At 45.9% G+C, this 23,610-nt stretch carries 17 protein-coding genes and 2 pseudogenes; 10 read left to right on the top strand and 9 right to left on the bottom strand.

What is annotated here, in order from left to right:
• Positions 1–80 precede the first annotated feature (80 nt).
• Together preA and xpt are read right to left on the bottom strand one after the other, a co-directional pair.
• A complete protein-coding gene (gene preA, locus L6475_RS13680; RefSeq protein WP_370641683.1) occupies positions 81–1,523 on the bottom strand; it encodes an NAD-dependent dihydropyrimidine dehydrogenase subunit PreA in 1,443 nt (480 codons plus the stop codon).
• A gap of 18 nt (positions 1,524–1,541) precedes the next feature.
• A pseudogene (xpt, locus tag L6475_RS13675) lies at positions 1,542–2,108 on the bottom strand (xanthine phosphoribosyltransferase); the annotation flags it as partial.
• A gap of 116 nt (positions 2,109–2,224) precedes the next feature.
• On the opposite strand from xpt, the gene L6475_RS13670 reads away from it, so the two are divergent.
• Entirely contained in the window at positions 2,225–2,830 is a 606-nt protein-coding gene (locus L6475_RS13670) for a DUF4294 domain-containing protein (protein ID WP_370641611.1), read from the top strand.
• A 319-nt stretch (positions 2,831–3,149) separates the two neighbouring features.
• On the opposite strand, the gene L6475_RS13665 is transcribed toward L6475_RS13670, so the two are convergent.
• Positions 3,150–3,587: a GxxExxY protein gene (locus L6475_RS13665; RefSeq protein ID WP_237820971.1), complete on the bottom strand. Its 438-nt coding sequence runs from the start codon at positions 3,585–3,587 to the stop codon at positions 3,150–3,152.
• 486 nt (positions 3,588–4,073) lie between these two features.
• Here L6475_RS13665 and L6475_RS13660 point away from each other — a divergent pair, with 486 nt between their 5' ends.
• A complete protein-coding gene (locus L6475_RS13660; protein WP_237820969.1) occupies positions 4,074–5,066 on the top strand; it encodes a M28 family peptidase in 993 nt (330 codons plus the stop codon).
• Between the two features lie 12 nt (positions 5,067–5,078).
• Here the strand turns inward: L6475_RS13660 and L6475_RS13655 are convergent, their stop codons facing one another.
• On the bottom strand, positions 5,079–5,375 hold the full coding sequence (locus L6475_RS13655; protein ID WP_237820967.1) for an STAS-like domain-containing protein: 297 nt from the start codon (positions 5,373–5,375) through the stop codon (positions 5,079–5,081).
• An 864-nt stretch (positions 5,376–6,239) separates the two neighbouring features.
• Here L6475_RS13655 and L6475_RS13650 point away from each other — a divergent pair.
• From L6475_RS13650 to L6475_RS13640, 3 genes are read left to right on the top strand one after another with little or no spacing between them, the layout of a single operon-like run.
• Positions 6,240–6,971, top strand: a complete 732-nt coding sequence (locus L6475_RS13650) for a DUF4417 domain-containing protein (RefSeq protein ID WP_237820965.1) — start codon at positions 6,240–6,242, stop codon at positions 6,969–6,971.
• Complete coding sequence (locus L6475_RS13645; RefSeq protein WP_237820963.1) at positions 6,964–7,374, top strand: hypothetical protein; 411 nt, start codon at positions 6,964–6,966, stop codon at positions 7,372–7,374. Before L6475_RS13650 ends, L6475_RS13645 begins: the two co-directional genes overlap by 8 nt.
• On the top strand, positions 7,358–7,798 hold the full coding sequence (locus tag L6475_RS13640; RefSeq protein ID WP_237820961.1) for a hypothetical protein: 441 nt from the start codon (positions 7,358–7,360) through the stop codon (positions 7,796–7,798). Before L6475_RS13645 ends, L6475_RS13640 begins: the two co-directional genes overlap by 17 nt.
• 49 nt (positions 7,799–7,847) lie before the next feature.
• Here L6475_RS13640 and L6475_RS13635 read toward each other — a convergent pair whose 3' ends face one another.
• The 4 genes and pseudogenes from L6475_RS13635 to L6475_RS13615 all read right to left on the bottom strand — a co-directional run bounded on the left by L6475_RS13635 (position 7,848) and on the right by L6475_RS13615 (position 14,808).
• Positions 7,848–9,368 carry a DUF4268 domain-containing protein gene (locus tag L6475_RS13635; RefSeq protein WP_237820959.1) on the bottom strand — a complete coding sequence of 507 codons (1,521 nt, stop codon included), beginning with the start codon at positions 9,366–9,368 and terminating at the stop codon, positions 7,848–7,850.
• 4 nt (positions 9,369–9,372) lie between these two features.
• A pseudogene (locus tag L6475_RS14600) lies at positions 9,373–12,126 on the bottom strand (DNA methyltransferase).
• A 1,102-nt stretch (positions 12,127–13,228) separates the two neighbouring features.
• Complete coding sequence (locus L6475_RS13620; RefSeq protein WP_237820953.1) at positions 13,229–13,876, bottom strand: hemolysin III family protein; 648 nt, start codon at positions 13,874–13,876, stop codon at positions 13,229–13,231.
• Complete coding sequence (locus L6475_RS13615) at positions 13,873–14,808, bottom strand: YitT family protein (protein WP_237820951.1); 936 nt, start codon at positions 14,806–14,808, stop codon at positions 13,873–13,875. Before L6475_RS13615 ends, L6475_RS13620 begins: the two co-directional genes overlap by 4 nt.
• Positions 14,809–14,924: 116 nt before the next feature.
• On the opposite strand from L6475_RS13615, the gene cysS reads away from it, so the two are divergent.
• The 5 genes from cysS (at position 14,925) to L6475_RS13590 (ending at position 22,161) form a co-directional block, all read left to right on the top strand.
• Positions 14,925–16,418, top strand: a complete 1,494-nt coding sequence (gene cysS, locus L6475_RS13610) for a cysteine--tRNA ligase (RefSeq protein ID WP_237820949.1) — start codon at positions 14,925–14,927, stop codon at positions 16,416–16,418.
• Between the two features lie 69 nt (positions 16,419–16,487).
• Positions 16,488–19,355 (top strand): pitrilysin family protein, encoded by a 2,868-nt coding sequence (locus tag L6475_RS13605; RefSeq protein ID WP_237820947.1) that lies wholly within the window; start codon positions 16,488–16,490, stop codon positions 19,353–19,355.
• 59 nt (positions 19,356–19,414) lie between these two features.
• A complete protein-coding gene (locus L6475_RS13600) occupies positions 19,415–20,668 on the top strand; it encodes a U32 family peptidase (protein WP_237820945.1) in 1,254 nt (417 codons plus the stop codon).
• A gap of 27 nt (positions 20,669–20,695) precedes the next feature.
• Entirely contained in the window at positions 20,696–21,544 is an 849-nt protein-coding gene (locus L6475_RS13595) for a DUF3822 family protein (RefSeq protein WP_237820943.1), read from the top strand.
• Positions 21,545–21,603: 59 nt separating this feature from the next.
• Positions 21,604–22,161, top strand: coding sequence for an RsmD family RNA methyltransferase (locus tag L6475_RS13590; RefSeq protein ID WP_237820941.1), 558 nt, complete (start codon positions 21,604–21,606; stop codon positions 22,159–22,161).
• Between the two features lie 28 nt (positions 22,162–22,189).
• Here L6475_RS13590 and cls read toward each other — a convergent pair whose 3' ends face one another.
• On the bottom strand, positions 22,190–23,602 hold the full coding sequence (cls, locus tag L6475_RS13585) for a cardiolipin synthase (RefSeq protein WP_237820939.1): 1,413 nt from the start codon (positions 23,600–23,602) through the stop codon (positions 22,190–22,192).
• Positions 23,603–23,610 lie beyond the last annotated feature (8 nt).

Genomic DNA, 23,610 nt, shown 5'->3' with positions numbered 1-23,610 from the left:
AAAACAACAAAATGTAATATTATTTGAGATAAAAAAGTATTTTTGGGAGTTTCGGCGATAGTTCTTCTTTTAAGGGGCCGTTATCTTTTGTTGATTCGTTTGCTCACGCCGATGGCTCCTGCCGGACAAACCAGGCGGCAGAGGTGACAACCCACGCACTTGGTGCCTATCAGGCGTGGCTGACGGGTCTCGTGGTCGAAGACGATGGCCTGATGACCACCATCGTTGCACGACATCTCACAGCGTCCGCAACCCACACATAGGGATTTGTCGAACTTGGGATAGAGAATGGTGTCACGGTCCAGATGGTCAGGATTCAGGAACTTTGGCAATTGCTCGCCTACAAGCTGACTCAGTTGGGTGACTCCGCGTTTGGCCATATAGCGCTGCAAACCAAGTATGAGGTCGTCGATAATGCGATAGCCGTATTGCATCACGGCTGTGCATACCTGTACATTGCTACAGCCTAACTGGATGAACTCCAGAGCGTCACGCCAGGTCTCAATACCGCCAATACCACTCAGCTCGGCAGGCTTCTCCATCTGGGCCAGTTCCAGGATATATCGCAGAGCGATGGGGCGTACAGCTCTTCCTGAATAACCGGATATAGTACGCTGCCCAGCCACTTCAGCCTCGGCACACATGGTCACCGACTTGATGGTGTTGATGGCCGAGATAGCATCGGCACCGGCTTCAATACAAGCCTGAGCAGGTTCCGTGATATGGGTGATGTTGGGCGTCATCTTCGGTATCACAGGAATCCTCACACTCCGCTTTACGCACTCCGTATATTCCTTTACCAGTTCCGGACTCTGTCCCACATCGCTGCCCATGCCCTCATATTTCATCTGCGGACAAGAGAAGTTCAGTTCCACGGCATCGCAGCCAGCCTCTTCGGCCATTTTGGCCAGGGTCATCCATTCTTCTTCGTTCTGTCCCATAATGCTGGCTACCACTATTTTTGTGGGATAGTCCTGCTTCAACCGGCGCAGAATATCGAAGTCCATTTCTACCGGATTCTCGCTCAACTGTTCCATGTTGCGGAAACCGTAGAAGTCGCCATGCGTGGCATTATTGTGCATGGCATCGAAACGGGGCGACACCTCTTTTATTTCCTGCATGCAGATAGTCTTATAGAACACGCCCGCCCAACCTGCTTCGAAGGCACGCGCCACCATCTCATAGTTGGTGCATACAGCCGATGAGGCCAGGAAGAACGGATTCTCACAGCGTATGCCACAGAAGTCGATGGCAAGGGAAGGATAGTTGCTGTCGTCCACATCATCTTTATGAATACTGCGCAACATCTCTTTGATACGGATGGGCCAGTTGTAGTGAATACAAGCCTGTTCGGCACGTTCCAAGTCGCCGTCGCTACAGTCTTTCACCCAGCGCAGTGCAGGCTTGTGATTGTCAAAGCGAATGGCACGGATGGCGCGTGCAGGATCACCTGTCTTACAGGCCTTGGTGCAGGGAGCATCCTGACACAACAAGCACCTGTTGGCTTCCTCATAGATATTCACTTTGCGTATCTTTACCCCCTTCAGCTTAATCTGATTGTCTTCCAGCGATTCGATGATGGCCAGTGAGTCGATGTTGGTGACGCCCGCCTCGTTGAGTAGTTTGCGGCCTCCTTGAAACTCCTTTTCTATGATGAAGCCCATGCCAACCACCTCAGCACCCGCCTGTCGGCAAAGGTCGATGATGCCCAGTGCAGCATTGCCGAAAGCCAGGAAGTCGTCAACGAACAGCACACGGTCGTTGGCCGACAGGTATTCACGACTGATGATGAACGTGTATTCTCGCTGTTTGGTAAACGAGCGCACTTTCGCCGTATAGAAATCGTTCATGGTAGAGGGCTGCTTCTTCTTGGCAAACACCACCGGCAGTTCCATCAGATAGCCCAGCATCACCGCCGGCGCAATGCCCGAAGCCTCTACGGTAAGAATCTTCGTCGGTTTCTCTTTCGCAAAACGGTTCATCCATTCCACGGCCACCTGTTTCATCAGGTAGGGATCCATCTGGTGGTTAATAAAACGGTCCACTTTCAATATGCCACCCTCCAGACAGCGCCCGTCTTGCAGTATTCGGTTAATCAAAGATTTCATAAGGCTTACATTGTTTTAGATTAGTATTCTGTGGCAAATATAGATAAATTTTTGAAAATAATAGATATAATTACGGCAAATATAGCTATAATTTGTTTTTATTGCCTACCTTTGCCATGATGAAACGACTTCCCTTGTTGGCTATTATTATAAGTTCCGGACTGCAGTTTGCTGGTGCGCAGGAACCTGTCTCGGATGCCCTCACTCCTTCGGTGAAAGTGAGCAAGGTGCTGGTAGATGGCGACTCCATTCAGTACATGGAGATGTCGAACGTCTATGTCTATCCCAAGCCTACTTTCAAAACCAAGAAGCAGGAACAAGCCTATATGCGACTGGTGAAGAATGTGAAAAAGGTGTTGCCCATAGCCAAGGAAGCCCGACAGATGCTTATAGAAACGGCCGAATATATTGAGACGCTTCCCACCCAGAAAGAGCGCGATGCTCACTTGAAGAAAGTGGAATCCGCTATTGTGGCCGAGTATAAGCCGAAAATGAAAAAACTGACTTATTCGCAGGGCAAACTGCTCATCAAGCTCATTGACCGTGAGTGCAACGCTACCGCCTACGAAACCATTCAGGCTTTCATCGGTCCCGTTCGCTCAGGCATGTGGCAGGCCTTTGCCTGGATGTTTGGCGCCTCCCTGAAAAAAGGCTATGATCCGAATGGTGTTGACCGTCTCACCGAGCGAGTCGTACTGATGGTCGAGGCCGGACAGTTGTAAAAGTGATTTTCTCTCGCAGAGATACATATGTCATTTTTCAGAAAATTCGGGTCACCTGCAGACCCCTGTGTACTATTAACCAAAACCTTCAAAACCCTTTTTGTCTGGTTGAGACTACGTCTCTGATGTCATGGATGTAGCCTTTTACTTGTGTGCAAGCACCCAGATAAAAGCCTACATCCATGCCATCAATCCTTACAGGATATCATCAGACAAAAAGAAAAACAGAAAAAAAGGATCCTTATGAATTATGAACTATGAACTATGCACTATGCACTATGAACTCTTAATTATGAATTATGCATTAAAAAACTATGAACTAAAATGCTGTTATGGTCTTGGTATTCACATCGTAGTAGTATTTCTCACACTGGTCTTTAACGGGTGCAAAATTGTACAGTATGCCAATAGGAGTATTGGTTAGACGCATGTAATTCCACAACTGCTGGCGCTGCTCAGCGCCCAAAGAAGAGATGGCTTTGCATTCCAATACAACATTCCCTTTGCAAAGGAAATCCATGAAGTGCCGGTGTTCCAAAGGAACTCCGTGATAAGACACTTGGAAATAGTATTCTTTAATGAAAGGTAGCTGCTTCTCTTGAAACGCCACTTTTAGGGCCTCCTGATACATATACTCGTTCAGCCATGGACCAAGTTCTCTATGGACGTCCTGACAACAACCGATGATATCATAAACATACGATTTCAGTTGTTTTAAAAGATCTGGTCTAATATTCGAACTCTCAATCTTCATCATTCTTTTTGCGTAGAAACGTATTTTTTGTACGGATTATTGTGTAATTTGTTGTTGTCTTTTTTACAGTTCCTGTGAAAGCTGGATGCACCTCAGCCATCTAAAAATGTCTCTCGGTTTTCTCTGTTTTTCTGAGCTGTACTGCTAAGCCGCAGGCTGTTCTGAGGTATCGTTCAAGGACTGCCAAGCTGGCTTGCGCAGTCCTTGAACGATATCTTAGAACGATTGCTCGCAGAGCAAAGCAGTACAGTTCAGGGTTTTGAAGGTTTTTGTATAATGCGAAGTAAGGCAAACACTGGAATTTGCTAGTGACCCGAAAATTCTAAGCGATTTGCCAATATCGGATATTGCTGCCAGCCCCTTTTCATACAAAAAAGCAAAAAAGAGGTTTCGCATCTTGGAGATATAGGGAATTGTAGCTAACTTTGCAAAACAAATGCGCAGCAGCATGAGGATGGCTGCTGGATTATCTGTAATTCCTAAAAGAGAATGAACTACTATCGCTTTTTGATTTTCTTCTCCTTTCTACTGCTCACAGCCTGTGGCAGTCAGCAGAAAGGCAATGTGACGACAGCTAAGAATGAAGAACCTGTCGGCATCACGTTTATGGCCGATTCGGCCTACATATTCTGCGAACAGCAGTGCCAGTTCGGGCCGCGAACCATGAACAGCGAAGCACACGACCGCTGTGGCCAATGGATAGCCAGTAAGTTTAGTGAGTACGGTATGACGGTGACTCTTCAGAAGGCCGACCTGAAGGGCTATGACGGAACGGTACTGCACAGCACCAATATCATTGCAAGTTATCGTCCCGACCTTGCCGACCGCATTCTGCTCTGTGCCCACTGGGACAGTCGTCCGTGGGCTGATAACGACCCTGATCCAGACAACTGGAAGACACCCGTGATGGCAGCCAACGACGGTGCCAGCGGTGTGGGCGTGATGCTCGAAGTGGCCCGTTTACTGACCACCGACACTCTCAACTCTCAACTCGGAATAGACTTCATTTGTTTTGATGCTGAAGACTGGGGCGTTCCTCAGTTTGTGAACGATGTGGATGGTAGCGATTCGTGGGCTTTAGGTGCACAGTACTGGGCTGCGCATCCGCATGTCGAGGGCTACAAGGCTCGTTATGGCATACTGCTCGACATGGTTGGCGGTATGGGAGCCCATTTCTATCAGGAGGGTTATTCTCGCCATTATGCCAACAATGTGGTGAACCGTGTGTGGCAGGCTGCTGCTGTTGCCGGCTATGCCAGTTTCTTTCCTCCCCGCACGGGTGGCACCGTCACCGACGACCATGTGCCTGTAAACGAGGTGGCCGGTATTCCCTGCGTCGATATCATTCCTTATTATGCCGACTGCGAACAGAGCTCGTTTGGTCCCACCTGGCACACCGTCAACGATGACATGCAGCATCTTGACCTCAACACCCTCAAAGCCGTCGGTCAGACCATCATCCAAGTACTGTTCACAGAGTAAAAGTTGTATTCCCTAACTGTTCTTCAGAACCTTATACCGGCGCTGAAGTGCAACCAAAACGCTGCGCTCAGCCAATGGGTTCAGCCCTTTGAATGTAGTGCGACGTTTCAGTTCTGACAACGGAATCTCTAAGAGTAGCTTGGCAATACATTCATCGGCAAACGAGTTTGACACCACGTTGACGCCCGTAAAGTCAAGAACAACCTTCTCTTCGCCATTTATCAGCGGCAAAAGCTTCTCACGGAGTTTCTGTCCCATGGCGCATGTTCCAAAGTCCGTGCCGTATTCTCTGAACTTAAATTCTACCATAGCGATTCCTATTCTTCTGATTCTACAAATGCCTCGTTATACTCTTCGATAATATTTTGAATTATCACTGCAAATATACAATAAATTTTCGATATTCTTGGCAAGTATACTCTTTTTAAATAAGCAATGTCACTTCCTTCAGGGCATTACCAATTCTTCTTTTATATAATGCAGCGTTGATGCTATAATTGTAGAACCCTTTTTCCCCGATGATGTTGAGGTAGGAAACGTCAATGTTATGGGTTAAGGCACTTTTGAGACCGTTATTTCCTAAATAGGTTACTAATGGCATTTTAATATTGTTCACAGAGTAAAATAATCCTTACCCACAGCCCCTCCCCGAGAAAAAATGGGAACGTTGATCACGGTACTGTAGAGATAATTACCATCAATTTATTTTGTGATGCTTAGATAGCTTCTATTACTGATTGATAATTGCCAAAAGTTATTTAAAGTGTAGCATTTTTCTACATTATTTTTTGTGTTTTTTATTATTATTGCTAAATTTGTAGGTGATAAACGACGGAGTCATTACCCTCATCAATGATGAAGTCAAGTAATAACAATATTAATTATGGAGGCGCTCTAACAATGCGTATGGAAATATAACAGATATGGCAATGCAAAAAGGTCCCGTACTACTGCAATAGTACGAGACCTTAGGACTGCTCTCCCGATAGGCGTGTCTTAGTTGCCTAAATTCAGGAAATCGTCATAGTTCGTTGGTACAAAATTAATGTTTTATTCTTAGATGTACTATAAGATGGTTTTCATATCGGGCATTTTTTATAAAAAATTAATAAACGGCGTGGTGTGATTTTTGGTAATCCTCCATGCCAAGTATTAACTTAATTATCATAAGGTATGACTACCCATATTAGTCTTTTCCCACCAAAAGAGCTCTACTATATGGAGCATACTCCAAAGGGTGTATCTATTAAGACCACCATGATTCCCAAACGTCAGAGACGCAAGGTAATCTATGACAACATGCACCTCATGGAGGGTATGACTTTTACGGCGACACACTCTTTCCCTCAGATGCTCCCATATAATGACAGCACAGACTTTGAGCTCGTTTCTTTTTCTGACAGGAAAAAACACACTGGTAAAAATGAAGCTTTAATCTTTTTTCTTGATGACTATCGGTTTAGGAATCAATTATGGTGTGATTTGGAGCGTACGACCTTTAGTATCTCCCATTACGATTATTTCTTTACTCCCGATTTCAGTCTGTGGCGAGACTTGCCCACTGAGTACTATAATCAGCAAAATACTTTTCGTACAAGATTTGTAGGACTTTTTTGGCAGCTCAGGGGATTTAAAGCTATCCCAACATTCAGCTTTGGAGGTCTCCAGTCCTTTTCTTATTGTCTTGAAGGCTTGCCTTCTAACAGTGTGATTGCAGTTTGCGGGCTTAGCAACCGAAAAGATGCTCAGGCTTATAATATCTGGTGTTATGCATTAAGGCGACTTGAAGCAGAGAAACATCCGACTCTTATATTGGTTTATGGTCCGGAAATTGAAATTCCAGACCTTCATACTCCAGTTAAATTCTTAAAAGATTTCATTTCAAAACGATTCAGACATGGATAATAATAAAAACCAGTTATGGGATGTTGACGCAAAGTTGTTCGCATCCATGAAGACAAATAGCCTCACACTTAATGAAGCAAACTTCTTCAGCAACATGCAATTCAAGGAGGAGTACGAGTGTACTGCACTTAACGATGTGCTTATATCTGCATACGAGAATACGGATCAGATATACATGGTCAGAATGTATTATGAAGAATATGTCATCGGTCACGGAATAGGAACTGATGGTGCCGAAGAAGTTCATGTAATGAACCTATCAGAAGCGCTGAATGTTAACTTCAAGACAGAAGGCTTTCTTGACCGTGACATTACTCTCTGGGAATGGCTTCGTGAGAAGGACTATGCAATTGTGAATTACGGACGTAACTATGATTTGTTAGAAAATGGGAAACGGAGCTGATTTCTTTTCACGCGACTATAAGGGGCGGCGTTCTGAATATGTCTCTTTGGCACCTGCTGTCACAATCAACGGAGTAAAAGGGCATTTGATAAAACGAAAAGGAAACAAGGACACATATAGTAACTTGCCTTTATATGCCAACACTTCGGATGTCTATTTTAGGCAGAATGCGAAAGGTGTATGTCAAGCACGTGTATATATTGGTCAGAAGACTTATCTTGATTTCGATTGGAGTCACACTCACACAAACAAAGGTAATGGTCATCGTTTTCCTGCAGGCACAGTACATGTTCAAATATGGGAACAACAGAAGGATGGTACATTCAAGCGGTTATCTAATGAGGCCCGTTCCATGAACAACTACGAGATGAAGAAGTACGGCCCAATCATGAAATATTTCTGCCCAACAGTAAAGTTTAGATGATTGGTTGAATAAGAAGATGCAGAACGATGAAAGTCCTGCATCTTCTTTTTTATTTTATTCCCTTCACTTCTTTCGAGAATACATTGTAGAAGATGATAGTCTGCTGAACAAGCCAGTCCAATGCTTCTTCCATCTTCTGTGGATCTGATAGATCCGTCTTGTGGAACAGGGCGATTGTCTTATCCTTTGCAGTGGGGTTTGTATCCCATGTTAGTTCACAGCCCAATGCCTGATTTATATCATTGCGCTTGGCTTCCAATGCAGGATAGTATTTATCAACTACTTGATTTCTGATATAAAGCCTCACACTTACGAAGTTTTTCTGGGTGTTGCAGACATTGTTCAGCAAAATGTTTGAGCGTCCAATCCTCACATCGTACCAATTGTGGGGCTGTGGTGTCTGCAAGGATGGAATCTTTCCAGTTGCTTCTAGTTTGGTTTTAAATCTCGTCCAGAAATCCAACTGAAATTTGTGTGGGTCAGTTACCCTGTTTGTATCGAAACTGCCTCCTGTCTTATGGTTAACATCGTTAGTGCGATATACATCCAACTCACGCCCTTCTGCATCTTTCCACTCTTTCCACCCATTTGCCGAACCACCGACACAGAATTGGGCAGCGCCACTGGGAGTGTCAAAGCACACATCTTCCTTAACGATTCTTTTGCCCTCTTTCAGTTCAGTATATTCTGCCAACTGCTTATCACGTTTCTTTCTGTTTGAATCACTAATTTTGGGAACATGAATAGGATTAACCGTACTGCCCTTTAGAACTGTCAGCGACTGGTCTGCTGGGTTGAATAGACCATTAGCATTGGCATTTCTGGTCAGCAAACACTCTACGAGAGTACTTTTTGGTGCAGGTTGAAGTTTGGGAATAATCACCTTGGGGGCTGGTTGACTCCCATCTGGAGATGCCGTAAAACGAATAGTTGCCAACATACCCTTGATTTCTTCCTCAGAGAAACTACTGCCATATTTCTCCATCAAGTAAGGCTTCAGACTTTCTGTTATCTGAGTTTGCGCATCTGCTATCAGACTTCTTTTTATTTCATTCAAACTGTTCTGACGTTGTATCTCCTGAATGCGTTCCTCACAGAAGTCCACAATGGCCTCTCTTGTAAAAATCTCTTTTGAGAAGAGTTCAACAAAGCGTGCTCCTCGTTTTTCTTCCAAGTCAACAGCCCATTTGAATACCGAAACCACATGGCTCATGTTGGGCTTATCATAAAACATCTCAATGTGTTCACCAATGTATATACCGACATCAAGCCTCAGTTGTCGCATATAGGACTCCAACTGGGTTATCTCCTCTTTTGCCTGAATATTTCCAGGTCGCTTCACTTCTATTACAAATTGGTATTCATTATCACGAGCAACAAGAATATCTGGTTCCATTCGATTGCGATTGCCTATTCTGAGCGACTGTTTGTGGATAATATCTCCTTTCCAAGGTTCCCAGCCCAGAAGCATCAATTGGTTTTCTATATGACGATGATAAGCTTCTTCCTCAACGTCCTGTTTCTTGTCCTCAATGAGAGGATAAACGAATCGTTTCCAAGTTTCTTGCATATCTTTATTGGTTTGTAAGTTTCTGATATAGTTTGAAAAGTTCTGCAACACATTGGCTTTCAGTCATTGTCTTCACATTAAATCCATAGGTCTGCATGACAGCCCTATCGTTATCTTGATGCGCTTTGCGAAGTTCGACGGGCATTGTCAATTCATCATAGAGGTCAGCTAGCGATGAGTCTGGATAGAGAGCACGAGCATCGAGAATGGCTTGGGCTGTCTGTTCTATCTTTACTTTTTGTACATCTGTTGGATTAGGCCAAGGGAAGTTATTGTAGACAACATCTTTACTATAGCGATAGTCGCTCTTTAATCTTCCGCATACCGCTCTCATCCAAGCCATATGGACATTGCTTTCCAAAACACCGAAGTGATAGAGAGTTGCATCGGGGATAATCTGAACAGAATCATTCACAATGTTTTCTGGAGACATAAAGCCCATTGGAACATATCGCCTATTTTCAGAAGAGACACGAGGAACAATTATATATTCTTTATTGGGTTGCCTCACCTCTTGGAATAGCGTTGAATATGCGGCAGAATCCTGAGTAGCTTTTTTGGGGCTACTAAGTCTATATTGCTTAACTTGCTCAACACGATTATGAATAAATGATGAAGCTCTTATCTCAGAAGGATTTACATTGACCAACCATAGACAATATCTTTCTTTATTATTGATGTATTCTACGGAACCATATATTCGCTTAATAAATTTCTCAATTTGAGGTTCTTGGGCAATTGTTTCTTTCCTTTCTTCATCACTAAGGAACAAATAACCTCCATCAACAGGTTTGTTACCATAGACCATCTGAGGTACATCGCAAAGAGATTTGTTTCTACTCTCAACGAATACATCTGGTGCGTCAATAAGATATGCATTAATTGTCTCTGCAACTTTCTGCTTATCACGGTCGTATATGACCTTAGGAACATTCATATTACTGAAGCCTACAATCACACAATGAACATGAGCTTTAAGACTTGCCTCACTATCCCAACGGAAAGTACGATGTGCGAAATCAATGTGAATGCCAAACAAATCTTTGATTGGCTTCCATATAGCTGCAACTTGCTCACCCTGAGTAATACTATTCGTAGAAACAAGTGCTACTCTAATGTTTGTATGTTGTATCATTTGGGCAGCTTTATAGTACCACCCAGCAACATAATCAATCTTCCCTGCAGTTTTAAATGGTTTGCCATTAACATCAACAAACACACTAAGAATGTCATCCTTTTGATCCTTACTTTGCAGAGAGTACCCCACAAACGGAGGATTGCCCATTATTTAATTAAGGTGGTCTTTAGGCACAACTGTTTCCCAATCAATTCTTAGTGCATTACCCTCTGTAATATTGGTGTAACTTTTCAGTGGCAGAAAGTCAATATCTTGATGGATGATGCGCTCCGTTTCATTTAACATCTGCGCCTCACTAATCCAAAGGGCTGTTGTTGCAACAGTAACAGCAAAGTCATTAATCTCTATGCCATAGAACTGCTGAATGCTTACCTTAATGGGGTTGACAAAAGCGCCCAGCATGGTCTGACCATGATAGCGTTCACGAATGGCCTCGTTTTCCAAGCGACGAAGACTCAGGTAAGTTTCAGTAAGGAAGTTGCCAGAGCCACAAGCAGGGTCAAGGAAAGTCAATGCGGCCAATTTGTCTTGATAAGCATCGAGCTTCTTCTGGCGTTGTTTCTCTACTTTTTCCTCTAATATCTCATCCAGTTCTTTGCGCAGGTCGTTCAAGAACAATGGGTCTATGACCTTGTGAATGTTCTCAATACTTGTATAGTGCATGCCTCCAGAGCGACGTGTTTCTGGATTCAGCGTACTCTCGAATACTGCACCAAAGATGGTAGGAGAAATCTCGCTCCAATCGAAGTCAAGGCTGGCATTTTTGAGTAGCGTCTGCTTCAACTCCTCCGTAAACTGAGGTATCTCTATCTGCTCTTCAAACAGTCCGCCATTGGTATAAGGAAATGCTGCCAACTCTGCCTGCAGGTATTTACTACGTTTCTCTTGTGGTGTGTTCAGCACTTCAAACAAGTCACGTAATGCCCTGCGCATATCCTTTGCTTCATAGATGACAAGGAAATCATGGAACTGGTCTCTGGTAAAGATGCCAGCATCCTCAGCATAAAGACAGAACACCAGACGAACACAGAGAATGTTCAACCAACGGAGAGCTTCAGGTGAATTGTCATCATATTGCTTTAGCAGAGCCTCATAGATTTGACCAACAATATCTCCAGCCTTTATTGACACCTCCATCTCCTTGGAGAGATGCTCACTCTTGGCATCAACAAGGAATTGCAGACGATAGTATTCCTTGCCTAAGTTCTCAAGCAGTATCTGTTGCGGTTCGCCATTAGGTTGTTCCATATCATAGACAAGAAACTCAGAGAAGTTGCAGGTAACAATCCAACGGGGATGTTCTGAAACGGGAAGGCTTACAACATAGCGACGAGCCTGTTGGAAAGGATTGAGTAAAGAGCCATCGCTCTGACGGATGCCTGCCCGCAAATCCTTACCCAAAGACTTCTGTTCAATGAGTACCTTGGTTGACGGAATTCGACCATCAATGAAGTTGGACGCATCCACCATACGGTGATCTTCAAAGGTAATAAAGCCATTAGTGGGTGTATCAATGCCAAACACATTGCTTAAGAGGTCAATCCAGAAAGGCTGTGACTCACCTCTTTCATATCCTCTACCCTTCCACCGCTCAGCGAACTCTGTAGCGGCAGCAGCCATTTGTTTCTCAGTTTTCATAAAACTGTTATTCGGTTCTTAGTGCACTCACTGACTTATCGGGCTTTGTAAACGGACAAAACTAACAAGACCTCAGAACATAGAAAAGGCGTGAACCGCCTTATCTACATCTTGAGGCCGTAGGAATTGCCCGAGTAACCAGATAAGTCATGTCCACACCCTTAGGTGCAGAACTAGCGACTATCAGTTACTCTATCATTGAAATTTCCTACGTTTCAAGATGTACCGAATAATCAGCTAATGCTGTTATTGTATTCCACAAAAGTCATATTGCCACTCTGCACTCAGAGACCATGGGCTGTCTACAGCCATCGGCAGTACTTGATTGCAAAATTACAAAGAAAAGAGAATAACACAAAATATAATGGATTTTATTTTGCTATCGAATAAAATCTCCGTTCTTAAGTCATCAAAAAGTGCTTCGATGACATCACAAAAAACTTAGGCTTGGTTGGCTACTTTTTTCTCCTTTTTTTCCACCATTTCTTCTCTTGTTTTTTCTCATACTTTTTTCGAAAATCAAGACAAATAAAATTCGCAATCTAGAACGGGAAGCCATCTTTTTGACCTTCAATCATATGTTCTTGCATCCTTGCTTTGAGCTGAAAAACACTAGTTTTTTCTCTTTTTTCCTGCTTTTTCATAGAAAAATGCATGTTTTGGCGCATTTTTTCTTGATAGGATGGAATTGTCTTTTCTGTTATGGTGAAATAGCACTTATTTTTCACTGCAACTGAATGTCCGCTATACTGCAACTGAATGGTGGTTGCATTACAACTGAATGGTAGTTGCAATGTAATAGAATGGCAGTTGCATTGCAATAGAATGGTGGTTGTAGTATAGTAGAAGTGCTATTGCTGCATAATAGAAATACTACAATAGGAGAATAATGAAAGATGCGCAATCCGTTGATATTCAGACTGTTCTAAAAAATGACAGAAATAGTCAAAACTTGCGTATTTCCGACCCACTTTGCGTTTGGTGAATTCGGAGCGAGTTTTGAGCACAGTAAGCATGAAAAAAAGTAGCAAAATTGTTCTATTTATCAACCAATGCCTCAATCACGTCGGCGTATTCATTTTTTCTACAAATAGTCGAGCAATACATCCCAGACGGCGACGATATGGCAGATAGAGCCTGCAAGGACGAAGAAATGGAACACCGAATGCATGTATTTCTTCTTGTTCAACGAGTAGAACACGGCGCCGGTGATGTAGCATACGCCTTCGGCAATAATCCAAATGACGGCTGCTGTAGATACGGTATCGATAAGGGGCTTGAAGGCTACGAGCACACTGAGGCCCATGCCTACAAAACAAATGGTTTCGAAATTGGAATGTTCCTTCAGTCGCACAAAACTGACAATGGTGCCTGCCACGGCGCACAGCCATACAAAAGCGAAGAGCGACCATCCCCAATAGCCTTGTTCGCGAAGGGCTACAAGGGTGAGGGGCGAATAGCTGCCGGCTATATGCCAGTAGATGGCAGCGTGGTCCCAGCGGCGCAACCGCTCTCTCCATTTTGAACGAAGGGGTAGGGAATGATAGATGGTGGAAGCGGCATAACTGCCCAGCATGCCAAACAAATAGAGACTAACACCCAATGAGGCCCAGGCACTACCCGCACCTACGGCCATAATCATGAAGATGACACCCACCACAACGCCCATCACCACACCACCTACATGGCTCCAGACGTTCCACAGCTCTTCTTTATGGGTGTAGCGAATCATTTAGAATCAGAAAGTTGGGGGGTAGGAGTAGGGGTAGTGTGTGTGGACTTGCGCTTGCCACGGAACTGATCGAAACCTTCACCATACACGCCGATAACGGCACTCTGTGATACAAACGCGGCAGGGTCAACATCGTTGATGATATGGAATATCAGACTGCTCTGGCGGCGCTTGGCCAGTACGAACAGCATCTTTACTTCCTTGCCAGAATAGAATCCCTGGGCATCGACAACGGTGCAGCCACGATGAGGCTCACGGTTGATGCGCTGGCCTATCTCGCGCCACTTGTCGCTGATGATAAAGAACTGAACGGAAGAACGACGTGAATTGACTACCTGGTCGATACAGAAAGCGGTGACATAGAGTACCACGTAGCCATAGATCACTTTCTCCCAGTCTTTCAATACCATGTAACTGCTGGTGATGATGATTACGTCGCAAATCATGATAACACGCCCCAAAGAGATGTCACGATACTTATTGATGATGGCGGCAATGATGTCAGTACCGCCCGTTGAACCATTGCTGGAAAGGCCCAGTCCAACACCGCAACCGCAGAACACCGCACCGATGATGGCGGCCATAAACGGCTGGTCGGCCAGCAAGTGACCACTGTAGTTGGCCGTGACAAGACCAACACCGACGGTTAGCACCGATACGGCATAGACAGTCCTTACGCAGAATTTCCAACCCAGTATGCGTAGGGCAGCCAACAATAAAAGAGCATTGATAACGAAATAGGAAGCCTGGACGGGTATGCCTGTTCCCCAAAAAAGAATAGATGAAACACCGGCCACACCACCCGTGGTGATGTTGTTTGGCAGAAGAAAAATACCCCATCCGATACAGTAGCTCAGCATACCGATGCCAATTACCAGATAGTCGCGAACTTCGGCCAGAATACCTGCCTTGGTCAAATTGGGTCTTACCATGAATAGTTTTTGAAATATTTGGCTGCAAAGGTATGAAAAAATATAAATTATAAATAATGAATTATGAATTATTTCGTACCTTTGCACCATATTTAAGGATTAAAAAGATAGAACTCATGGAATCAAAACTTGTTATCTATAACACGCTGACGCGACAGAAAGAACGTTTCGAACCCCTGCATGCCCCCAACGTGGGTATGTATGTGTGTGGTCCCACCGTTTATGGTGATCCCCATCTGGGTCATGCACGTCCGGCCATTACGTTCGATTTGGTGTTCCGCTATCTGAAACATCTGGGCTATAAGGTGCGCTATGTGCGCAACATTACCGATGTAGGCCACTTGGAGCACGATGCCGACGAAGGCGAGGACAAGATAGCTAAGAAAGCGCGCCTGGAGCAGTTGGAGCCTATGGAGATAGCTCAGTACTATACCAACCGCTACCATCAGGCAATGGACGCATTAGGATGCTTGCGCCCTTCTATCGAGCCGCATGCCACCGGACATATCATCGAGCAGCAGCAACTGGTGAAGCAGATTATGGACAACGGTTTTGCCTATGTGTCGAACGGTTCGGTGTATTTCGATATTGAGGCTTACAACAAGAAACATAAGTACGGAATCCTCTCCGGTCGTTCACTGGAGAATATTAAGGATGCCAGTCGTGAGCTGGACGGTATCGGCGAGAAGCACAATCAGGCTGACTTCGCTTTGTGGAAGAAGGCTCAGCCCGAACACATCATGCGCTGGCCATCGCCTTGGAGCGACGGTTTCCCAGGTTGGCACTGTGAGTGCACGGCCATGGGACGTAAGTACCTGGGTGAAGAGTTCGATATCCATGGCGGCGGTATGGACCTGGTGTTCCCCCATCACGAGTGCGAGATAGCACAGGCCGTGGCTTCGATGGGTCATCCTGCCGTGAAATACTGGATGCACAACAACATGCTGACCATCAACGGACAGAAGATGGGTAAGTCATACAACAACTTCATCACCCTGGAACAGTTCTTCACCGGCAAGCACGAGCTGCTGTCGAAAGCCTATTCGCCCATGGTGATTCGTTTCTTCATCCTCTCGGCCCACTATCGCGGCACCGTAGATTTCAGCGATGAGGCTCTGCAGGCTGCCGAGAAAGGACTGGAGAAACTGATGAACGGAATCAACGATCTGGAGCGTGTTCAGGCTTCTGACAAGTGTGATGCCGAAACCGACAAGATAGTGAAGTCGCTGCGTGAGAAGTGCTATGACGCCATGAACGACGACTTGGCTACTCCACAGGTGCTGAGCTATCTGTTTGAGGCTTGCACAGTGGTAAACAAACTTATTGACCACAAGGCCACCATCTGTCCCGACTGCCTGAAGGAACTGAAAGAGGTGATGCACCTCTTCGCTTTCGACATCCTGGGTCTGCAGCCTCAGAATGCCGGTGCCGATAACGCTGGCCGTGAGGAAGCTTTCGGAAAGGTGGTTGACATGGTGCTCGACCTGCGTGCCAAGGCTAAGGCCAATAAGGACTGGGCCACCAGCGACCAGATTCGCGATGAGCTGGCTGCTGCCGGCTTTGAGGTGAAAGACACGAAAGACGGCGTCACTTGGAAATTGAACAAGTAAGCTAGTTGCAAGATAAAACCAATTATCCTCGTTCTGGCGAACGGGGATTTTTTTTAAACTATAACGAATATGAGACGTATTGCTTTTCTTTTTGCAGCAGCCTTTATAAGTCTGTCTGTCCAGGCACAGTTGGATATCAAGGAATTGAAACTCAGTAACGGCATGACCGTTTGGCTGAACGAGGACCACTCGCAGCCAAAGGTGTTTGGCGCCGTAGTGGTGAAGGCTGGTGCCAAGGACTGTCCCAATACGGGTATAGCCCACTACTTTGAACATATCATGTTTAAGGGTACCGACCGTATAGGAACTACCGACTATGAGAGAGAAAAGCCGTGGCTGGACAGTATCTCTGCTGCATACGACCTGCTGAGCAGAACAAAGGATGAGGCAGCGCGCACTCATATTCAGAAGCATATCAACGAACTGAGTCTCAAGGCCGCCGACTATATCATTCCCAATGAGTTCGGACGGCTCATCTCAAAGTATGGCGGTAGCGAACTGAATGCTGGCACAAGCTATGATATGACCTTTTACCATAACTCGTTCCTCCCTCAGTTCTTGGAACAATGGTGCTGGCTTAATTCTGAACGCCTGATAAAACCAGTGTTCCGCGGTTTTCAGGGCGAACTGGAGAATGTCTATGAGGAGAAGAACCGCGCTGCCGATAATATGGGCGATGCGCAGGAAAAGATATTCAGTGCCGTGTTCAAGACTCAGCCTTATGCCTATCCTATCATCGGTTCTACCGAGAGTCTGAAGAATCCGCGACTGTCGGATATGGCAGCCTTTTTCAAGAAATACTATGTGGCATCAAACATGGGCCTGATTCTTTGTGGCGATATCAAGCCTGACGCAGCGCTGATAGTATTGCTGGAGAAGACCTTCGGGCGTGTGCAGACCGGTCCTGCGCCAGAGCGAATTAAGAGTCCTATGCCTACGATTGCGGCCGGCGAGCGTGAGGAGATAAAACTGCCAATCCCACTGATTGGTGCTGAGGCTTTGATATTCAAGGCTCCAACAGAGTTTGAGGCAGATGCTAATGCGCTCGACTTGGCTAACAAGCTGCTATATAACGGTAAGGCTGGCCTTCTGGATTCGTTGGTCAACGAACACAAGTTGATGATGGCTGCGGCTATGAGTGCCTCGTTGGATGATGCAGCAGGTTCTGGCATTGTGGTCATTCCCAACCTCTTCGGTAAGATGAAAAAGGCTGAGGCCCGTGTTATGGAGCAGATCAAAAAGGTGATGGACGGCGAGTTTACTGACGAGCAGATGGAAGCCCTGAAGCAAGAAATGGTGATGGAGGCACAGCGTGACTTGGAAACTATCGACAGTCGTTCGGATCTGCTGATATCCGTTTTCTTTAAAGGGCGCACCTGGCAGGATGTGCTCAACAAAATAGAGAATATACGCAGACTGACAAAGCAGGATGTAGTGGCTGCGGCCAGGAAATACTATGGTGCCAACTATATCACACTGGTCAAGAAATACGGAACACCCGACAAAGAAACACTGAAACAGCCCGGCTACAAGCCCGTGAACCCGAAGAACACTGATGCGAAGTCGGACTTTGCCCGTCAGCTGGAGCAGTTGCCGGTGGAGCATGCAACGATACGTACTGTTGACCTTGAACGGGATGTGACGATGATTCAGCTTGAATCGCATACACCACTATATTATAAGGAGAACCCGGTGAACGATATTTTCTCGTTTACCATCAGATATAAGGATGGCGATCTGCACACACCGGCCCTTAAACATCTGGCCGACTATTTGTCGCAGTTGGGCACCGACTCACTGAAGAAACAGCAATTGGAACAAGCCTGGCAGCGCATCAGTACCACGATGGAGATAGTGCCTGGCGACGTGGCTTTCAGTATTAATCTCACCGGACCGGAAAGTCAGCTGGAACCAGCACTCAAGCTGTTGGCGCATTTTCTGCATTCAGCTAAGGGCGACGATAAAGCGCTCAAGGAGTTGAAAGATAACGACAAGGTGGAGCGTAAGGCTTTTGGCAAACAGAAAGACGATGTGATAGGACCAATGATTCACAAGGTACTCTACGGCCAAAAATCTGCTTATCTCACCCAGCTAAATAAAAAAGAGGTGAAAGCTTTGAAGAACGAGGACTTGCTCAACCTCTTCCACGAGTTGCAACAGTATGAGTGTAAACTGTTCTATAGCGGAAAGAAACCTGTAAGTGAGGTGTCAAGCCTGATGAAACAGACACTGCCTTTGTCGCAATGCCGTCGCCAACAGGCCGACACTTTCCGTCCTGCCCAGCAATACGACGAGCCGACGGTGTTCTTCTACCATGTGCCTAAGTCGCGTCAGAACCTGGTGATGAGCTACGACGCCATCGATGCACTGCCAACGGCTCAAGAGCGTGCGGTGTTCCGTTTGTGGAGTGAGTATTTCGGTGGTAGCATGTCGTCGGTGCTGTTCCAGAACGTGCGTGAGTTCCGTTCGCTGGCCTATTCAACGGGAGGAAAAGAGTTTACTACCAGTATGGCGCTTCATCCCAATGAGATGCAGGGCTATGTGACGGTGACCGGTACACAAGCCGACAAAACGATGGAAGCCCTTTCAACCATTGACAGCCTGTTGCATCAGATGCCGATGAAGACGGAGAACCTGGAGGCAGCACGTCAGGGTGTGCTCAACGATATTCAGAATGCATTCCCCACCTTCCGTACGGTAGGAAAGTATGTGGCCAATCAGCGTCGGGATGGCTATACCGTTAATCCCGAGACAGAGATGGCAGGCCTTGTGTCGAAAGTTACTGCCAAGGAAATGGAGCAGTTCCATAAGCAACATGTTGCCAGTCATAAAAACCGCGTTTGGGTGGTGATTGGCGATAGGAAACTTACTGACATGAAAGCCCTTGCCCGATATGGTAAAGTTGTGGAACTGAGGAAGGAAGACGTCCGTAGGTAGTAGTCTGAAAAGGTGAAATATATTTGGCGTTTTACTATCTTTTCAGTAATTTTGCATCCATGAAACTAAACGATTTTGAAATTATGGCTCCCGTCGGCTCGCGCGAATCGCTGGCCGCAGCCATTCAGGCAGGTGCCGATAGCATTTATTTCGGTATAGAGAAACTGAACATGCGTGCCCACTCTGCCTCTACATTTACAATCGATGATTTGCGTGAGATAGCTGCTACCTGTCGTGAGCATGGCATGAAGAGCTATCTGACAGTAAATACCATCATCTACGAGGAAGATATTGAACTGATGCATCAGATTATTGATGCTGCCCATGAAGCGGAAATATCAGCTGTCATAGCCAGCGATGTGGCCGTGATGACTTATTGTAGAAAGGTGGGACAGGAAGTGCACCTTTCTACACAGCTGAATATTTCGAATATCGAGGCATTGCGCTTCTACGCCCAGTTTGCCGATGTGGTGGTGCTGGCCCGTGAGTTGCGCATGGAGCAGGTGGCCGATATCTACCGTCATATTGAGGAAGAGCATATTTGCGGCCCCAGCGGCGAACAGATACGTATAGAGATGTTCTGTCATGGAGCCCTCTGTATGGCTATCAGTGGCAAGTGCTACATGAGTCTGGATAATGCCAACCGTTCGGCCAACCGTGGTGAGTGCGTGCAGATTTGTCGCCGCAGCTATACCGTCACCGACAACGAGACTGGTCATCAGTTGGAGATAGATAATAAGTATATCATGTCGCCCAAGGATCTGAAAACCGTTCGCTTCATCGACAAGATGATGAACAGTGGCGTAAGGGTGTTCAAGATAGAGGGCCGTGCCCGTGGTCCTGAATATGTATATACGGTGGTGAAGTGCTATAAAGAAGCTATTCAGGCCGTACTTGACGGTACCTTTACTGAAGACAGGAAAGACCAATGGGACGAGCAGTTGGCACGTGTGTTCAACCGCGGTTTCTGGGATGGATACTATCAGGGACAGACACTGGGCGAGTGGAACACCAGCTATGGTTCGAACGCTACCGAGCGCAAGGTCTATGTGGGCCGTGGTGTAAAATATTTCTCGCGTCTGGGCGTAGCAGAGTTCTCTGTGGAGGCTACAACCTTCAAACTTGGAGATAAACTTCTGGTTACCGGACCAACTACAGGCGTGATGTATCTTACCGCTACAGAGATTCACGACAATGATGGAAATCCTGTGGAAGAGGCTCCTCAAGGAACACGTATTGCTATTCCTGTCACAGGAAAGATACGCCCCAGCGATAAGTTGTTCAAACTGGTGACCGTAGAACCGAAGAGCTAAAAACCTGTATTCCGAGAAGAAAGAAATATGGAAAAGCCCGAAAAAATCATCAACAATCTCAGAATGACCATTCGAGTGGGACGTGGAACACTGTCGTTCTCAATGCCCGATGAGCAAAACACGAAGGTGTTGTTTGAGCCTTATGTGGTGAAGAGCGGTGTGTCGATGCCCGCAAACCTTCGTGAGGCTTTTAAATCGATGGACTTTCTGAAGCAGATTCCCTCAAAAGCCCGACTGATAGTGGACAGCGATGTGCTGATGGTGCCACTGAGTCTGTATGATGAGAATGAGTCAAAGACAATGTACGACCAGGCATTCCCTGGTAATGAGCAGAATGTACTGTTCAGCACCGCTTTGCCCGATTTGAATGTGGTGGCGGTGTCGTCGTTGAGCAAAGACTTGAAACTGGTGGTCGATGATCATTTTCAGGATGTGACGATTCTTCCGGTTATGATGCCCGTATGGAATCATCTGCATCAGCGTAGTTTTACAGGCTCTAATCAGAAACTCTTCGGCTATTTCCATGAACGCAGACTGGATGTGTTCTGTTTTCAGCAGAACCGTTTCAAATTCTGTAACTCCTATGATGTGAAATACATGCGCGATGCAGTTTTCTATTTGCTTTATGTATGGAATCAGTTACAGATGAACCAGCAGAATGACGAGTTGCATCTGGTGGGCGATGTGTTTCAAGGTGAAACGCTCAGCGGTATTGAGCGTGATGAATTGCTGGGAGAGTTGCGTAAGTTCCTGCAGAAAGTGTATGTGATAAATCCTTCGGCCGATTTTAACCGTGCACAGGTAACGAAGATCAAGGGAATGCCCTATGACCTTCAAACGTTGTTTGTAAAAGGAAAAATGGGGACCAGGAACTAAGTTTCTTTTCAACACTTCTCAATAATTCTCAACGAGTATAGATAGAGGAATAAGAAGTTATGCGAGTTATTACAGGAATCTTTAAAGGCCGTCATTTTGAGGTGCCCCGTTCGTTCAAGGCACGTCCGACAACCGATTTTGCCAAAGAGAATATTTTCAACGTACTGTCTGCCTATCTGGACTTTGAGGGTGCTACTGCTCTCGACCTTTTTTCAGGTACGGGAAGTATCACACTTGAGATGCTGTCGCGCGGCTGTAGTCAGGTGGTCAGTGTGGAGATGGATCGCGACCATCACCGTTTCATCACTGATTGTCTGAAGAAACTGGAAGTGGGTTCATCACCCTCATCAACACCTTCGTGTGTTCCATTGCGTGCCGATGTGTTCCGTTTCCTGAAAAGCTGTCGTCAGCAGTTTGATTTTATCTTTGCCGATCCTCCCTATGCCTTGAAGGAATTGCCACAGATTCCCGACCTCGTTTTAGGAAAGAATCTATTGAAAGATGGAGGTGTATTTGTTTTTGAGCATGGTAAAGATAATGATTTCTCCAATCATCCCTGCTTCATAGAGCATCGCGCTTATGGAAGCGTGAACTTCTCGCTGTTCAAGTTAAAGTAATGGCGATAGCATACGCTCGCTGTTCCAATTAAAGTAATGGAGATAGCATACGGGTGAAACTCTCCCAAAGACGTATGCGGAACGAAGGCGAAATACGGTCGGGAATATCGGTAAGAGGCGTACTCCGTTTTTCATCGTTTAGGAAAATATCACGCATCCGCTGAGCCGTCTCCTTACCATAGAAGAATGTATTGGCTTCAAAATTATTTTCCAGTGAACGGAAGTCAATATTCGTTGAGCCACACGTGGCGATATGGTCATCACACACCATTAGTTTTGAATGTAAAAATCCTGCTTCGTAGAGGAATACCTGGACTCCGGCTTCAGATACCTCACGAAGATAGCTGCGACTGGCCCAGCTGGTGAGCCAGGTATCGCCGTTGCGGGGCACCAGCAGTCGCACGTTCACACCTGTGGTAACCGCTGTCTTTAAGGCAAAGAGCAGGGAGTTGGTGGGAAGGAAATAGGGTGTCTCAATATAAATATAGCGACGGGCATTGAGAATGATGTGCAGATAGCCCTGCAATATTTCCGGTTCGGGCGATGAGGGGCCGCTGGTAACGGTTTGAAGGAGTGTCTCGGTGTTTGTCTTCTCTACAGGAATGACAGGATAGTATTTCTTGTCGCTCAGAAGGGTCCGGTCGGCAAAGTACCAGTCGGTAAGGAAAGCGCGCTGCAGAGAATAAACGCCTCGCCCTTCGATACGAACCATTGTGTCGCGCCAGGTGGAGAAGGTGTAGCGCAGGGCAATGTTCATGCCACCGATATAACCTACGTTGCCATCGATAACAATGAGTTTGCGGTGGTTACGGTAGTTGGCCTTGCTGGTGAAAGGCGGAAAGTGTACAGGCATGAAGGGAACAGCCTCAATACCGGCCTCGCGCATTCTTTCAAAGAAACGTTTTTTTACGCCCCAACAGCCCACATCATCATAGACAATCCGCACTTCCACACCGTGACGGGCACGATCAATAAGGGCATCGGCAATCAGACGGCCCAAGGCATCATCCTCAAAAATATAGAGATCTATGTGTATATGGTGTTCAGCTTTACCGATGTCGCGTAGAAGCTGAAGGAAAAAGTCGTGCCCGTTGGTAATCATGCTTAGGTCGTTGCCGCCGAAAGGAAGCGAGAAGTTTTGATTGATGAATAGGTCAATCAGTGGTTTCTCCTCTTCTGGTAATACTAAGTCGGGCTGTTCGGCATACTTAAACATGGAACGGCGTGTCAGCTGGTCGAGCGAGCGTCGGCTGACAAGTCGTTTGCGGCGTGTGTTTACGCCAAAGAAGATATAGGCTAAGATACCGATGATAGGCACAAAATAAAGGATGAGTGCCCATACCATTGTTTTGGCGGGTTGACGATTGTCCATGACGACATGAATGACTGCGATAATCACAATCACCTGATAGAGAATTAAGCACAGGTTCATTGCGTCCATGGAACAGA

Origin of the sequence: Prevotella sp. E9-3 (assembly GCF_022024015.1) — a bacterium.
Classification (GTDB): Bacteria; Bacteroidota; Bacteroidia; order Bacteroidales; family Bacteroidaceae; genus Prevotella.
Note: the sequence above shows the minus strand (reverse complement) of the source record. Positions and strands in the feature narration are given on the sequence as shown.

What these genes read in the sequence shown, in the direction of transcription:
- L6475_RS13660 (WP_237820969.1), top strand. Translation starts at nt 4,074, where the DNA reads ATGAACTACTATCGCTTTTTGATTTTCTTCTCCTTTCTACTGCTCACA.
- L6475_RS13595 (WP_237820943.1), top strand. Translation starts at nt 20,696, where the DNA reads ATGGAAAAGCCCGAAAAAATCATCAACAATCTCAGAATGACCATTCGA.
- L6475_RS13620 (WP_237820953.1), bottom strand. Translation starts at nt 13,876, where the DNA reads ATGATTCGCTACACCCATAAAGAAGAGCTGTGGAACGTCTGGAGCCAT.
- L6475_RS13650 (WP_237820965.1), top strand. Translation starts at nt 6,240, where the DNA reads ATGACTACCCATATTAGTCTTTTCCCACCAAAAGAGCTCTACTATATG.
- L6475_RS13635 (WP_237820959.1), bottom strand. Translation starts at nt 9,368, where the DNA reads ATGCAAGAAACTTGGAAACGATTCGTTTATCCTCTCATTGAGGACAAG.
- L6475_RS13590 (WP_237820941.1), top strand. Translation starts at nt 21,604, where the DNA reads ATGCGAGTTATTACAGGAATCTTTAAAGGCCGTCATTTTGAGGTGCCC.
- L6475_RS13600 (WP_237820945.1), top strand. Translation starts at nt 19,415, where the DNA reads ATGAAACTAAACGATTTTGAAATTATGGCTCCCGTCGGCTCGCGCGAA.
- L6475_RS13640 (WP_237820961.1), top strand. Translation starts at nt 7,358, where the DNA reads ATGGGAAACGGAGCTGATTTCTTTTCACGCGACTATAAGGGGCGGCGT.
- L6475_RS13655 (WP_237820967.1), bottom strand. Translation starts at nt 5,375, where the DNA reads ATGGTAGAATTTAAGTTCAGAGAATACGGCACGGACTTTGGAACATGC.
- cls (WP_237820939.1), bottom strand. Translation starts at nt 23,602, where the DNA reads ATGGACGCAATGAACCTGTGCTTAATTCTCTATCAGGTGATTGTGATT.
- L6475_RS13605 (WP_237820947.1), top strand. Translation starts at nt 16,488, where the DNA reads ATGAGACGTATTGCTTTTCTTTTTGCAGCAGCCTTTATAAGTCTGTCT.
- L6475_RS13645 (WP_237820963.1), top strand. Translation starts at nt 6,964, where the DNA reads ATGGATAATAATAAAAACCAGTTATGGGATGTTGACGCAAAGTTGTTC.
- L6475_RS13615 (WP_237820951.1), bottom strand. Translation starts at nt 14,808, where the DNA reads ATGGTAAGACCCAATTTGACCAAGGCAGGTATTCTGGCCGAAGTTCGC.
- L6475_RS13670 (WP_370641611.1), top strand. Translation starts at nt 2,225, where the DNA reads ATGATGAAACGACTTCCCTTGTTGGCTATTATTATAAGTTCCGGACTG.
- cysS (WP_237820949.1), top strand. Translation starts at nt 14,925, where the DNA reads ATGGAATCAAAACTTGTTATCTATAACACGCTGACGCGACAGAAAGAA.
- L6475_RS13665 (WP_237820971.1), bottom strand. Translation starts at nt 3,587, where the DNA reads ATGATGAAGATTGAGAGTTCGAATATTAGACCAGATCTTTTAAAACAA.